Origin of the sequence: Pseudoalteromonas nanhaiensis, from assembly GCF_051235485.1 — a bacterium.
Lineage (GTDB): Bacteria > Pseudomonadota > Gammaproteobacteria > Enterobacterales > Alteromonadaceae > Pseudoalteromonas > Pseudoalteromonas lipolytica_C.
The window spans coordinates 42,875-56,840 of sequence record NZ_JBPNYQ010000005.1 but is presented as its reverse complement, the minus strand read 5'-3'; the positions used below and the strand labels follow the sequence as shown (position 1 = coordinate 56,840).

16 protein-coding genes are annotated in these 13,966 nt (G+C 41.7%); 4 read left to right on the top strand and 12 right to left on the bottom strand.

What is annotated here, in order from left to right; all coding sequences use genetic code 11:
- Positions 1–64: 64 nt before the first annotated feature.
- The gene (locus ACSFVZ_RS06730) at positions 65–400 is read left to right on the top strand and encodes a zinc ribbon domain-containing protein YjdM (protein ID WP_135926777.1); all 336 of its coding nucleotides are present in this window, start codon (positions 65–67) and stop codon (positions 398–400) included.
- 66 nt (positions 401–466) lie between these two features.
- Here ACSFVZ_RS06730 and ACSFVZ_RS06725 read toward each other — a convergent pair whose 3' ends face one another.
- From ACSFVZ_RS06725 to ACSFVZ_RS06680, 10 genes are all read right to left on the bottom strand, one after another.
- Entirely contained in the window at positions 467–745 is a 279-nt protein-coding gene (locus ACSFVZ_RS06725; RefSeq protein ID WP_435558452.1) for a hypothetical protein, read from the bottom strand.
- 126 nt (positions 746–871) lie between these two features.
- Positions 872–2,080: an organoarsenical effux MFS transporter ArsJ gene (gene arsJ / locus ACSFVZ_RS06720; RefSeq protein ID WP_435558451.1), complete on the bottom strand. Its 1,209-nt coding sequence runs from the start codon at positions 2,078–2,080 to the stop codon at positions 872–874.
- Between the two features lie 5 nt (positions 2,081–2,085).
- Complete coding sequence (locus tag ACSFVZ_RS06715; RefSeq protein WP_435558450.1) at positions 2,086–3,096, bottom strand: ArsJ-associated glyceraldehyde-3-phosphate dehydrogenase; 1,011 nt, start codon at positions 3,094–3,096, stop codon at positions 2,086–2,088.
- Between the two features lie 2 nt (positions 3,097–3,098).
- On the bottom strand, positions 3,099–3,599 hold the full coding sequence (locus tag ACSFVZ_RS06710; RefSeq protein WP_435558449.1) for a phosphatase domain-containing putative toxin: 501 nt from the start codon (positions 3,597–3,599) through the stop codon (positions 3,099–3,101).
- 13 nt (positions 3,600–3,612) lie between these two features.
- A complete protein-coding gene (gene arsB, locus ACSFVZ_RS06705; protein WP_435558448.1) occupies positions 3,613–4,635 on the bottom strand; it encodes an ACR3 family arsenite efflux transporter in 1,023 nt (340 codons plus the stop codon).
- Positions 4,636–4,644: 9 nt separating this feature from the next.
- On the bottom strand, positions 4,645–5,421 hold the full coding sequence (locus ACSFVZ_RS06700; RefSeq protein ID WP_435558447.1) for a metalloregulator ArsR/SmtB family transcription factor: 777 nt from the start codon (positions 5,419–5,421) through the stop codon (positions 4,645–4,647).
- Between the two features lie 199 nt (positions 5,422–5,620).
- Positions 5,621–5,866 carry a hypothetical protein gene (locus tag ACSFVZ_RS06695; RefSeq protein ID WP_435558445.1) on the bottom strand — a complete coding sequence of 82 codons (246 nt, stop codon included), beginning with the start codon at positions 5,864–5,866 and terminating at the stop codon, positions 5,621–5,623.
- Positions 5,863–6,807: a polysaccharide deacetylase family protein gene (locus ACSFVZ_RS06690; RefSeq protein WP_435558444.1), complete on the bottom strand. Its 945-nt coding sequence runs from the start codon at positions 6,805–6,807 to the stop codon at positions 5,863–5,865. The genes ACSFVZ_RS06695 and ACSFVZ_RS06690 overlap by 4 nt, the downstream gene beginning before the upstream one ends.
- Positions 6,807–7,910 (bottom strand): alkene reductase, encoded by a 1,104-nt coding sequence (locus ACSFVZ_RS06685; protein WP_435558443.1) that lies wholly within the window; start codon positions 7,908–7,910, stop codon positions 6,807–6,809. The genes ACSFVZ_RS06690 and ACSFVZ_RS06685 overlap by 1 nt, the downstream gene beginning before the upstream one ends.
- 11 nt (positions 7,911–7,921) lie before the next feature.
- Positions 7,922–8,338 (bottom strand): VOC family protein, encoded by a 417-nt coding sequence (locus tag ACSFVZ_RS06680; RefSeq protein ID WP_138558273.1) that lies wholly within the window; start codon positions 8,336–8,338, stop codon positions 7,922–7,924.
- A gap of 97 nt (positions 8,339–8,435) precedes the next feature.
- On the opposite strand from ACSFVZ_RS06680, the gene ACSFVZ_RS06675 reads away from it, so the two are divergent.
- Positions 8,436–9,350: a LysR family transcriptional regulator gene (locus tag ACSFVZ_RS06675; protein ID WP_435558442.1), complete on the top strand. Its 915-nt coding sequence runs from the start codon at positions 8,436–8,438 to the stop codon at positions 9,348–9,350.
- Positions 9,351–9,387: 37 nt separating this feature from the next.
- Here ACSFVZ_RS06675 and ACSFVZ_RS06670 read toward each other — a convergent pair whose 3' ends face one another.
- Positions 9,388–10,197 carry a sulfite exporter TauE/SafE family protein gene (locus ACSFVZ_RS06670; RefSeq protein WP_435558441.1) on the bottom strand — a complete coding sequence of 270 codons (810 nt, stop codon included), beginning with the start codon at positions 10,195–10,197 and terminating at the stop codon, positions 9,388–9,390.
- Between the two features lie 375 nt (positions 10,198–10,572).
- Here ACSFVZ_RS06670 and ACSFVZ_RS06665 point away from each other — a divergent pair, with 375 nt between their 5' ends.
- Entirely contained in the window at positions 10,573–11,550 is a 978-nt protein-coding gene (locus ACSFVZ_RS06665) for a DUF1852 domain-containing protein (protein WP_199527481.1), read from the top strand.
- An 11-nt stretch (positions 11,551–11,561) separates the two neighbouring features.
- The gene (locus tag ACSFVZ_RS06660) at positions 11,562–12,599 is read left to right on the top strand and encodes a methionine synthase (protein WP_235382959.1); all 1,038 of its coding nucleotides are present in this window, start codon (positions 11,562–11,564) and stop codon (positions 12,597–12,599) included.
- A gap of 639 nt (positions 12,600–13,238) precedes the next feature.
- Here the strand turns inward: ACSFVZ_RS06660 and ACSFVZ_RS06655 are convergent.
- Positions 13,239–13,652 (bottom strand): VOC family protein, encoded by a 414-nt coding sequence (locus ACSFVZ_RS06655; RefSeq protein ID WP_435558439.1) that lies wholly within the window; start codon positions 13,650–13,652, stop codon positions 13,239–13,241.
- Positions 13,653–13,966 lie beyond the last annotated feature (314 nt).

Here is a 13,966-nt window from a genome sequence, read left to right as displayed (position 1 = left end):
TTATGCTCGCTTAGTTTGCTCTTAGCCATTAAAATACGCTTTTAAAATTAACCAAGGTGTTTTTATGTCTTTTCCTCCTTGTCCAAAATGTAATTCTGAATACGTATATGAAGATCAAAACAACTTAGTATGTCCAGAGTGCGCTCATGAGTGGGATCCAAATGCTGTTAATAACGATGATGTGATCGATGTAAGAGATGCTAACGGCACCTTATTGGTCGATGGCGACAAAGTGACTGTTGCGAAAGATTTAAAAATTAAAGGCAGCTCACAAGTAATTAAAATTGGTACCAAAGCCGTGATCCGCCGCGTGTTAGATAAAAAAGACCACGAACTAGACTGTAAAGTTGATGGCGTAGGTGAAATGATGGTAACTGCTAAGTTTGTTAAAAAAGCCTGATAACATTATAAAATTGTTATATATTGCTGTGAATAATTACGCAGCAATTTCAATAAGCTAACTTTTTTAATAGCCAAACTTTTCAACAACAATCCCCGTTACTTCACAATGTTCGCAGCTCAACTGCCAGCCAGCAGCCCATGTGGTTGCACTAAGATTTCCTTTGCAAAGTGGGCAAACTTCGCCAGCAAACGTACTGGGGGTAATATCTTTAGCTTGCTTAGAAAACGGTCTTAAAAACCATAGAATATTATCGTCGATACTGATGGTTAGAGCGTGGCGTAACGTCTCGCAATAAGCATCAAACACCGCTTGTTTGTACTGTTTTGCGTCGTTTTCAAACAACCCACAGCCAATGCTCGAAGAGCTTTTCAAGTCAGAAGATGACTAATTTTGTTATTTCTGATGCTATGCATGAATAAAGGTAAGCAATAAAGCATGCTTACCTTTATAGGGCGTGTTGAAATTTAACTAAATTTGTTTTGGTAATTTAGTCGAAATAACGGCGGTAATAACAATAAATAACAGCGATATAGCCAAACACGCTGCTAAGCCATACACCTGAAACACTAAGCCCGACAGCACAGTGCCAATTAAGCGTCCCATGGCATTGGCCATATAGTAAAACCCGACATCAAGTGATACGCCATCGGCGTCAGCCATGCTAACAATTAAGTAGCTGTGCAAAGATGAGTTAATTGCGAATAACACGCCAAATAACATCAACCCGCCTATCAGCATTGGTTTTACAGCCCAGTCAAAGCCAATAGCAAGGGCAATGACTAAGGTGACTAAAGCAAGCAATGATGCCCACTTAACTGTTTCTGCACTTGGTGATGTTTGCTTATTAAGCTTAATGATTTTAGGTGCAAAAGATTGCACAGCCCCATAGCCAATAACCCAACTCGCTAAGAAGGCACCCACGGTCCAGTGGTCCCAATCAAAGGCTTGTGATAAAAACACCGGTAGTGCAACTACAAACCAAACATCACGCGCACCAAACAAAAACAACCTCGCGGCCGACAAGATATTGATTGAACTGCTTTTTGAAAATATCTCGTTAAACTTGGGTTTGTTTTTGGCTTTGCCTAAATCATTTTTAAGTGCATAAATACTAAAACACCACACCACCAGCAAAGTAGCAGCCATAGCAAGCATTGCGCCTTTAAACGACATTAATGTCAGTAGTAAGCCACCTAAAAAGAAGCCCACACCTTTTAATGCGTTTTTAGAGCCCGTAAGTATCGCCACCCATTTAAACAAGGTGCCTTCTTGGCCACTGGCAACCAGCATTTTAATTGAGCTTTTAGCACTCATTTTATTGAGATCTTTTGCAATGCCCGACAGAGCCTGCGCCAACATCACATAGGCTACACTCAGCCATTCAGCGGGGACTGCCAACATGAACAAGGCTGCAACCTGTATGGCAAGGCCAATGTTCATGGTCTTGTTTAAACCAAGCCTTGCGCCTAAATAGCCGCCCACTAAGTTAGTGACAACACCAAAAATCTCATAAAACAAAAACAGCATGGCAATACTCAAAGGCGAGTAGCCAAGCGCATGAAAATGCAGTACCACCAACATTCTCAATGCGCCATCTGTTAGCGTAAATGCCCAGTAATTCCCGGTGACAATTAAGTACTGCTTTATATCAGCGGGAAGATTAGCCAAACGCGTCATTTCTTTTAACCTTGTAGTGATCGCGCAACTTTACGGGCAAGTTCGGCGGTGCGGTTTGCATAACCCCATTCGTTATCGTACCAAACATACAGCTTAACTTGAGTCTCGTTGACAACCATGGTTGATAGCGCATCAACAATGCTTGAGCGTGGATCAGTTTTGTAATCGATAGAAACAAGTGGCTTTTCTTCATAGCCTAAAATGCCTTTTAGCTCGCCCTCTGCGGCTTCTTGCATCCATTGGTTAATTTGCTCAGCGGTGGTTGGCTTTGTAACTTCAAACACACAGTCAGTGATTGATGCATTTGCTAAAGGAACACGAACCGCGTGGCCGTTTAATTTGCCTTTAAGTTCAGGGAAAATATGTGTAATTGCTGTTGCAGAGCCTGTTGTAGTTGGAATTAAGCTCATGCCGCATGCGCGAGCACGACGTAAATCTTTATGCGGTGCATCTAAGATAGTTTGCGTGTTAGTAATATCGTGAATGGTCGTCATTGACCCATGTTTGATACCAATTTTTTCTTGCAGAACTTTAACCACAGGCGCTAAACAGTTGGTAGTGCACGATGCTGCTGTAACGATATCATGCTGATTTACATCGTATAAATCATCGTTTACACCCATTACAATATTCAGCACACCGTCTTCTTTTACAGGCGCAGTTACAACAACTTTCTTCACACCTTGATCAAGATATGCCTGAAGTAGTGACTTTTCTTTCATCACGCCAGAGGCTTCAATAGCGATATCGCAGCCAGACCAATCAGTGTCTGCAATGGCTTTATTTTGCGTGACGTTAATCACCTGACCATCGATGATCACACTGTTGTCGTTACTTTCAACCTCATGAGGCCAAATACCGTGTACCGAATCATACTTTAGTAAGTGAGCTAATGTAGCTGCATCACCCGCAGGGTCATTAATTTGCACAAACTCAACGTCGTCCCATGCAAACGCTGCTCTTAGCGATAAACGCCCCATGCGGCCAAAACCATTAATGCCTACTTTAATTGCCATTGTTAAGCTCCTACTTTTTGAAAATTGTCGAAAAATGAACGTTGTATCGGGTTTTGCAACGACTTAGGGCGAATAGCCTGCACTTGATTAACTATGTCGTTTTTAGCACAGCCAAGCTCATGCATTAATAAACCAATGACTAAGCCTGTGCGGCCTGAACCGCCTTTGCAATGCACAGCCACACTGCCACCATTTTTTATGATGGCAAGAATATCGTTAAGGTGTTTACTGAATGCTTGATTAAACGCTTCGCTTGGCGCGTCATCATCGATAATAGGTAATTGAAACCAGCTGAGATCTTCTTGCTCACATTCGATTGCAAGCTGCTGCGCGCCATTTTTAACAAGCTCTTCATCGTACATCAGAGTAATAATTGCTTTTGCACCTGCCGCTTTTAAATCAGCAACAGACTGTGATAAGCCAACGTCTTTTGTGCCAGGGCAAGGGGTAAAAATAAATGCCCCAGTTTCTAGTTGTAAAATATCAAATGGATGTGATTGCATTATGATTCCCCAATTATTCTTTAAACCAATGTGTTGTTTTATTGACGATTGCAACCAACGACAGCATCACAGGTACTTCGACCAACACCCCAACAACGGTTGCTAATGCTGCACCCGAGTGCAAACCAAATAATGAAATAGCCACTGCGACCGCTAACTCAAAAAAGTTAGAGGTACCAATTAAACATGCTGGCCCGGCAATGTTGCGCTTAAGCTTAAGTTTTAACGCAATGAAATAGGTGATTGCAAAAATACCGTAGGTTTGCAAAACAAGCGGAATAGCAATCAGTACAATGTTAAGCGGTTGGGCTAAAATCGTGTTCGCCTGAAACCCAAACAGTAAGACCACAGTGGCCAATAAGCCAACAACTGAAAACGGTTTAATTTTCTCTAAAAATGACTGCACTGCAGCTTCATTTTGTGCTGAATTATTAAGCGCTTTTCGTGTTAATACCCCGGCGATAAGTGGCAGCAATACATACAACACAACCGAAATCATCAATGTAAGCCAAGGTACATGAATATCAGATACACCCAGCAACAACCCCGCAATAGGTGCAAAAGCAAAAATCATAATAATATCGTTCACAGACACTTGCACTAAGGTGTAATTTGCATCGCCTTTGGTCAGTTGTGACCACACAAACACCATTGCCGTACAAGGTGCAACACCAAGCAAAATCATCCCAGCAATATATTCTTGCGCCGTTTCAGGGCTAACAAAATCAGCAAATAACCCTTCAAAAAATAACCAACCTAACGCGGCCATTGAAAACGGTTTGATTAGCCAGTTAATGATTAAAGTGAGCATCAGCCCTTTAGGGTTTTTACCCACTTCTTTAATCGTTGAAAAATCAACTTGCACCATCATTGGATAGATCATTACCCAAATAAACAGTGCAACAACAATGTTTACATGCGCCACTTCGGCTTTCGCTATTAGTTCAAATAATGGCGGAAACATCACCCCAAGCCCCACACCTATGGCGATAGCAGCAGCAACCCATACAGATAAATACCTCTCAAAAACACCCATTTTCAGCCCTTAATTGCAGCAACGAGCAACACGAGTTGGGCGATCATCCCCCATCGCATTTAGCCTTGCTAACTCGTTTTCTATGAAATTTGGTTCGTTTACCACGGTCGAGGTAATTGCTTGTTTCATCCACATAGGTAGAGTCGGGTTTAAAGAGTAAAACACCCACTGCTGGTGTTTTCTATCCGACAAAATGCCTTGTTTTTTAAGCTGTGCTAAATGCCTTGAAACCTTTGGCTGGCTCTGCTCATTAAGTGCCGTCATTAGTTCGCATACGCAAACCTCTTGCTCAACGGCGATGAGCAATAAGCTTTTTAAACGAATATCATCTGCAAGGGCTTTATAAAATGTAGTTGGTGAAATCGATGCTGGTTTTTCTTTGTTATGGGATTGCACAAACTGTTTAATTCGCTCATTGAGCTCTTGCAAGGTTTTTTCAAAGGCGTGAGGTTCAGGACGCGTTTTAGGATCAATAAAGTCCCATGCAAGGCAATGGCTGCCATCGACGCGATTAGCGCATTCTTTTACAGCGTCATCACATAGGGTAATGACGTAATCAAAATGCAGATTACTGACATCGTTTAAGTGCTTTGAGTGTAAGTCATCGGTTTTTAAGCCAAAATGTTCAATCGCCGCAAGCGTACGAGGGTCTACCGCATAAGGTTCGGTACCCGCACTAAACACCTCAAACTCACCTTTACCATGATGTTTAAGCAACGCTTCAGCCATAATTGATCGGGCAGAATTTTCTGTACATAAAAAGAGAACTTTCACGACTAACTCCATAACAATTTGGTTATATAATATTTTTGTTATATAAAGTGCGCAAGTTATTTATTAGTTTAATGCTGACTCTTAGTGAGAGTTATAAGTGAGGTAATGATGGTTTATCTGGCTATTTACTTGCTTAGGCTTGGGTGATTTTTTAAAAGGCTGCTTTAATAGTTGCAGCCTTAGCAAACTTATTTTGAGGACTTTTAAGAAGTTACTGATGCTCCCTTAAGTCTCTTTCAAATTCAGTTTCTGTTTTAACTGGAGTGCAACGCGTAGTGACTTCAGTTTTGCCAATTTTTTCTGGTTCGTCTGAGCTATAAATCGTGGTGTTATAGCTTCGATCTATTTCCCCTGGGCAGTGATGTTCTGCGGTCACTACATCCTCAAACTCACCCATTTGCTGCTGTGAGGCACAGCCAGATAAAAGTAATGCAATAAAGGTTACCGTGTATTTCATAACAAATCCTTTTCAAAAGTTCGGGGTGAGTTTTTTGGCACTTTGTCTTGGCGTAAAATCCATTTTGCTATGTCATCTTTACGCATAAACTTAACCCTCTTGTGCTGCTTTGCATAGGTTATAAAGTCATCCAACGCTTTCACTCTGGCTGGAGTGCCCGCTAATCTATCGTGAGCACTGATAGACATCATTCTTCTGCGTTGTTTGCCCTCTTCGTAGAGCACATCAAACTCGTCCTTAAGCTCTTGTAAATACGCTTTACCAGTCATGGCTGTGCTGCCAGTGTAGCGAACTATATCGTTGTTTCTATAAGTGTATGGAACAACAACAATGTCGTCACTTCCAACGGGGGTTAGCGATGGCTCATCACGAGATAAATCGTCTATATGATAAATAAAACCTAATTCTTTAAGGATTTTGAGTGTGTTTTTTGAGTGCCTCATCCAAAAAGCGTTAAACCCCACAGGCCGTTGCCCTGTTACTTTTTCAATGATATTTGCACTTTTTATGTATGACTGTCGCTCTTGCTCTTCACTCATAGAGTATTGAGGGGTCCATGTTTGTCCGTGCCCTGATGCTTCATGCCCGCGCCGAACGACTTCTTTTGCTAATTCAGGATTTAATTCAACAGCTCGGCCAACCATATGAGAGGTTACTTTAATTTGATGCTTATCCCATAAGTCTAGCAGTCTAGGTATGCCTTCATTCATGCCATACTGGTACCAAGAAGGCGAAATAGTGTCAGGATAACCCAGCTCTTGCGGTGGAAACGGGCCAGGATCTGATGGGTCTTGCGCTGTTGCCTCAAACTGCATCGAAATAGAGATCACAAGTTGAGCATCATCAGGCCAAAATGCAGGTGTTGCTCCCTTCGCTTGCACTACACCTAAGCAACTAAAAACAACCCCTGAAGCAATTAAAATTGGCTTTAAAAATTTCATCAATTATTCCCTTGGTATGCTGTGTAGTCTGTGTAACCGCGCTCATCACCACCAAATAAAGTAGTAGGATCTGATATTTCATTTAGAGGTAAATTGTGCTCTAAGCGATAAGGTAAATCTGGGTTTGCAATAAACTTTCTGCCAAACGCAACATAGTCAACTAAGCCTTCAGCAATTAGTTTATCGGCCTTTGTTAATGTGTAATTTCCTGCAACCACTATTTTGCCACCAAAGCTTTCACGTAATTTAACTCTAAACTCATCTGTTACGATGGGAGCATCATCCCAATCAGCTTCTGCTAAATGCAGATAAGCAATGCCAAGTTCATCAAACTTTTTAGCTAAATATAAAATGGCATCGATTGCTTGCGGATCATCCATGCCTCTTTGTGTAATAAAAGGTGCTAATCGAATAGCCGTTCTTTCAGGGCCGATAGCTTGGCTAATGCCGGTAATGATTTGCAGCGCGAACTTTGCTCTATTTTCAATATTACCGCCGTATTCATCGGTACGTTTGTTTGATGTTTGCCTTAGAAATTGATCTATTAAATAGCCATTGCCTGCATGTACCTCAACACCATCAAACCCTGCTGCAATCGCATTCAAAGCAGCTTGTTTATAGTCTTCAACAATGCTCTTAATTTCACTGGTCGATAATTCTCGTGGTGTAGGGCAATCAAGCATATTCCCTTCGCCATTTTCATCAACCACCCACACTTGCGCATTTGGAGCAATAGCACTTGGCGCAACCGGCAAGCCGTCTGGATGAAAGACGCTATGCGACATTCTGCCAACATGCCACAGCTGAGAAAAAATGAGTCCATTTTGCTGATGAACAGCCTGCGTTACTTTCCGCCATCCGTTGATTTGCTCTTCAGTATAAATCCCGGGAGTAAATGAGTAGCCCTTTCCTTGTGCTGAAATTTGCGTTGCCTCTGAGACAATAAAACCTGCACTGGCTCGCTGCGCATAATATTCTGCCATTAAACTTGTCGGAATATCGCCAGGTTGAGCCGTACGTGAACGGGTCATAGGAGCCATCACTATTTTATTTGCGGTTTTATGATGACCAATTTGGCCTGTATTAAATACTCTACTTTTCATATGTGTACCTTTTAAATAAGCTCACTGCGTGTAAATAAAATTTCTATTTTTAAGCCATCAGGCCCTTGAATGAACACTTGATGCTCATTCGCTGCCGGCACTTCCCGCTCAACGAATGGTATTGAAGTTGCTTCTAGCCGTGCTTTAACTTCTGGATAATCAGTTGCAAAAAAAGCAAGGTGGTCAACTGTTGATAAGCCCTTTACATTTGTTGATACCGAAGCTTGGGTTAAGTAATCAGACTGCGATTCATTTATCCCAAACTTAGCTGCTATATGAATGCATGGCGTATCCAAGTCGTCATATAACCAAACACCATCAAAATCAAATGCTGGCCTTGGCCCCTTTTTAAGGCCTAACGAAGACTCTAAAAACTGAGCCATGTGCTGGATGTTTGTTGCTAAAAGCAGAGCGTGGTTAAACTGCATTTCTATCTCCTTCAAGTGATGAAATGAGTTTAACTATTTTGACTAAACTGATAATTAACCTTAAAGTTAAATCAGTATTCATTAAAACTGAAGAATAATGTCAAAAATTGATGATATGGCGCTTTTTGTTCACGTTGTAAAAGCGGGAGGTTTAGCCGCTGCGGGAAGAAAATTGGGGCTTTCGCCTGCAAGCATGACAGCACGAATTAATAAAATTGAACAAAGTTACGATACGCGATTATTAACGCGTAATACGCGCAGTATTGCCTTAACAGATGCAGGCGAACGTTTTTATAGTGGCTGTTTAAGAGTATTAGCAGAAGTCGAAAACACTGAAAACATACTTCAAGAGTCGCAACAAAGCCTAAGAGGCCAGCTGAAACTCTCTGCAACATCTGACTTTGGTCGCCAGTTTGTTGCACCCGCATTAGCAGAATTCATCAATAACCACCCAAATGTTAAACCGCATTTAGTACTGACAGATGGGGTTACCAATATTGTTGAGGAAGGTATTGATCTGGCATTTAGATTCGGCAATTTGCCTGATAGTAACTTGATTAGCCGCCCGCTATGTAATAACCGCCGTGTGCTTTGCGCCTCACCTAGCTATATAGAATCGTTTGGCTTGCCAAGGCATCCCGAAGATTTAAAAAATCATCGTTGCCTTGTACTTGAGCGACTTGGGCAACCGCTAAATGACTGGCATTTTGAGGTAGATAACACGCACTTTTCTATTAAAGTAGCTCCCCACCTTTCATGCTCAGACGGTGAGGTGGTAAGACGCTGGGCAAATCAAGGCCATGGCATAGCCTTAAAATCATACATTGATATCAAAAATGACCTCAAAACAGGCGACCTTATTTTGATACTAGATGAGTATGTTCGAGGCTTTAGCCACAGCGATAAAAAAAGTGTCGGCCTACAGGTGATATATCCAAGCAGGCAATTTCAACCTCGGCAAGTGAAAGCGTTTATAGAGTTCTTTGAGTGTTGGTTTAAAGAGCACTGCTAACTTTAAATAAATCGCAAAGTAGATTTAATCGTTAAAACTACTTTATAAGCATATTCACAGCCATAATAACCAGCAGCCCTGCAAAGATTTTTTTGATGGTAGAGACAGGCAAATGATGCGTTGCTTTTGCACCTAATGGCGCGGTAAACCACGAAGTACAAACAATACCAAACAAGGCAGGCAAATAAACAAAACCAGCAAAGCCTTCTTTTAATGTAAAGTACTGACTGCCAGAACTGATGTAACCCACTGAGCCAAATAGCGCAATGACAATACCGCACGCCGAAGCACAGCCAATAGCTTTTTTCATATCGACCGAGAAAAACGTCAGTAACGGCACAAGTACCGCACCACCGCCAATGCCTATCATGGCAGAAAGCCCCCCTGTGATGCTTGTGTAAAGCGTTAAAAGCCCTTTATTAGGAAGCGAGCGTGATGTTTGGCTGTCGTTTTTACTGCTGAAAATCATTTTTAATGCAATAAGCACCACACTCACAGCAAACACTATTCGCACCACATTTGCCGGTAATAGCGAAGCCAAAAAACCACTGATAAGTGCGCCTAGTGCAACCCCTGTCATCACCCACGGAGCCAATTGCCAAGGCACATTACCATTTTTATGGTGAGCGATAGCTGATGAGGTTGAAGTAAACAGAATTGAGGCAAGCGATGTAGCAATCGCCACCAGCACAACTTGCTCAGCAGGTAACACCTGAAAGTGCAGCAAGATCATGCTTAATATGGGCACAATCACCAAACCGCCACCAATTCCTAATAGCCCAGCTAAAAAGCCAACCCCGCTGCCAAGTACGGCGCAAGCAATAATAAGCACGATTAATTCGTTCATTGTATTTGTCTGTATTGTTGATTTAGGGAACCGAGTATAACAACAATAAAGTACGGGGTTGCTCTCAAAAGTACTGTTAAGTAGTGAATATTACTCACGTTTTATATGAAATTACTGCAACTCCAATAAATTAATTTAGAAATCTAGACGTCCAAAATGACTTAAAAGCATTTTTTCACTATCCGTTCCTAAAAGTTTTACTAAAACAGTAAATATTTATGAATCTGCCTCATGTTTTACCTGAAATAAAAACGTTTTTCTTCATGATAGTAAGCACGTATAAATTGATACCCAAGCCACCTCAAAGTTAATGACCTAGCGATTTAAGGAAGGTGAGCAGCAATCATTTATCTCAGGAAATATGGACACATTGCTATGAACAACGATTTTAAATATACAGTTAAAAGTTTAAAGCTAGACGAAAACTATCACCCATCTAACAGCACGCGTATTACAACTAACTTTGCTAACTTGGCACGAGGCGCAAGCCGTCAACAAAATTTGCGTAATGCATTAAAAATGATTGATAGCCGCTTTAATGCACTAGCAAATTGGGATAACCCGCAAGGCAACCGCTATTCAGTAGAACTTGAAATCATTTCGGTTGATTTAGAAATTGCGGGGAGCGCTGAAGCTTTCCCATCTATTGAGGTATTAAAAACCAACATCATTGATCACCAAACTAATGAACGTATCGAAGGAATTGTTGGTAATAACTTTTCATCGTATGTACGTGATTACGACTTTAGCGTGCTATTGCTTGACCATAATAAAAACAAAACAGAGTTTACTATTCCAGATAACTTTGGTGATCTTCATGGCAAACTTTTTAAAAGCTTTATAAATTCAGAAACCTATAAACAACACTTTAAAAAACCACCGGTTATTTGTTTAAGCGTTTCTGATAATAAAACCTATCATCGCACTGAAAACCAACACCCGATTTTAGGTGTTGAGTATCAACCGAATGAGTCCTCATTGACCGAGCAATACTTTAAAAAAATGGGCTTACAGGTGCGCTATTTTATGCCACCAAACACGGTTGCTCCGCTGGCGTTTTATTTCTTTGGTGACCTGCTGAATGATTACACCAACTTAGAGTTGATCAGTACGATTAGCACCATGGAAACATTTCAGAAAATCTACCGTCCAGAAATTTATAACGCCAATGCCGTGGCGGGTAGTTGCTATCAACCAAATTTAAGAAACAACGATCACTCTATCACGCAAATCGTTTACGACCGTGAAGAGCGCAGCCAACTGGCTGTTGCACAAGGTAAATTTACTGAACAACACTTTATTAAGCCTTATCAATCAGTACTTGAGAAGTGGTCTGCTAACTGCACTATTTAATGAGAGTAAAAATGAAAAAGTTATTACCGACATCTACAGCAGGCAGTTTACCAAAACCTGCTTGGCTTGCTGAACCTGAAACCTTATGGTCACCTTGGAAGTTACAAGGTGCAGAGCTTACCGACGGCAAACAAGACGCACTACGCGTTGCCTTACAAGAGCAACAACAAGCTGGCGTTGATATCGTGAGCGATGGCGAGCAAACCCGCCAGCACTTTGTGACCACCTTTATCGAACACTTAAATGGCGTTGATTTTGAAAACCGTAAAACAGTGACCATTCGTAATCGCTACGAAGCCAGTGTACCGAGTGTGATAGGCCCGGTATCACGCAGCAAACCAGTGTTTGTTGAAGACGCCAAGTTTTTACGTTCGCAGACCAAGCAACCTATAAAATGGGCACTGCCAGGACCTATGACCATGATCGACACCTTGTACGACGCGCACTATCAAAGCCGTGAACAATTGGCGTGGGAATTTGCCAAAATCCTCAATCAAGAGGCAAAAGAGCTCGAAGCCGCGGGTGTTGATATTATACAATTTGATGAGCCTGCGTTTAATGTGTTCTTCGATGATGTTAATGACTGGGGCATTAAGTGCCTAGAAAGAGCAATCGAAGGCTTAAAGTGCGAAACCGCCGTGCACATTTGCTACGGCTATGGCATCAAAGCCAACACTGACTGGAAACAAACACTGGGCAATGAATGGCGCCAATACGAAGAAGTATTCCCAAAGCTTCAAAAGTCGAATATCGATATTATTTCGCTGGAGTGCCACAACTCTCGCGTACCCATTGAGCTATTAGCACTGATACGCGGCAAAAAAGTGATGGTTGGCGCCATTGATGTAGCAAGCAATGAAATTGAAACCCCTGACGAGGTAGCACACACATTACGTGAAGCGCTTAAATATGTTGATGCCGATAAGCTTTATCCATGCACAAATTGCGGTATGGCTCCCCTCCCTCGCAACATAGCAAGCGCCAAGCTCAGTGCGCTAAGTAAAGGCGCAGAGATTGTGAGGGGGGAGATTCTAGCGGCTAGGCTCTAGCTCTAGGAGTAGTTGCGAGTTACTAGGGAAAGGTGAAAGTTACGAGGTACGAGGATCGAGGTGTGCACCTACCTCATCCCTTGTCGCCATAAATGACGACCTACATTGTAGGTCGGGCTTTAGCCCGTCAAATTTTAAATTTAGTCTGAACCTGATTGTGTAGCAGCGATTTCACATCGCGTTTATGGTTTTATTTTTACGAGAGTAAGTTAGCGAGTTTCTAGGGAAAAAGCTAGCGAGTTACTAGGGGAAAGGGGAAAGTTACGAGGAGCGAGATGCGAGATGCGAGATGCGCTTCTACCTCATCCCTTGTCGCCATAAATGACGACCTTGTAGGTCGGGCTTTAGCCCGTCAAATTTTAAATTTGAAATGGACCTGATTCTGTAGCAGCGATTTCACATCGCGTTTATGGTTTTATTTTTACGAGAGTATGTTAGCGAGTTACTAGGGGAAAGGTGAAAGTTACGAGGTGCGAGGATCGAGGTGCGCTTCTACCTCACCCCTTGACGCCATAAATGACGACCTATATTGTAGGTCGGGCTTTAGCCCGTCAAATTTTAAATTTAGAATAGAGCCGGATTATACGTAAGCGTGAAACGTGTTTCGCGCGCCCGAGAACTTAACCCCTAGCGCCATTGTTAACCTTTAGGGTGTTTAAGCTCAAGCAAGTCCCATTTGTTGCCATATAAATCTTGAAACACCACGACGGTACCGTAAGGCTCTTCCCTTGGTGATTCATTAAATACAACACCTTTACTTTTCATGCTGTTGTAATCACGCCAAAAGTCATTGCTGTGTAAAAACAAAAATACTCGACCACCGGTTTGATTACCAACAGCGTGCATTTGCTGTTGATTACTGGCTTTTGCAAGTAGCAGGTGTGTACCGTTAGAACCCGGTGGCGAGACTAAAACCCACCGTTTTCCCTCGCCTAAATCGGTATCTTCAATCAATGTAAATTGTAATTTTTCGATGTAGAAGGCTATGGCTTCATCGTAATCATTTACCACCAGTGCAACACTGCCGATGTGTTGCTTTATCTCATTTTTCATTACAAAACCTTGCTGCATAAAACCCATTTGGATTATCAGTGTGCCTATTAACGAAAAACAAAACAACTGATTAAGTGAATGACAGTTTAAAGCCGCAGCACAGCAATATCAGCGGATAAAAAACAAGAAAATAAAGAATAAAATATTCAAAGCAAAGACACCCAAAAAGCTCAACCAATTGTTTTAATTGATCATGTATAAATAAACACCAGAAAAAACACCTCGTCCCCAAAACGAAAAAACTCAATTAAATACAAAAAGTTAAATGTTTTTAGGTACAAAACAAAAGAAAATCCAAAAACATTAAACAAATA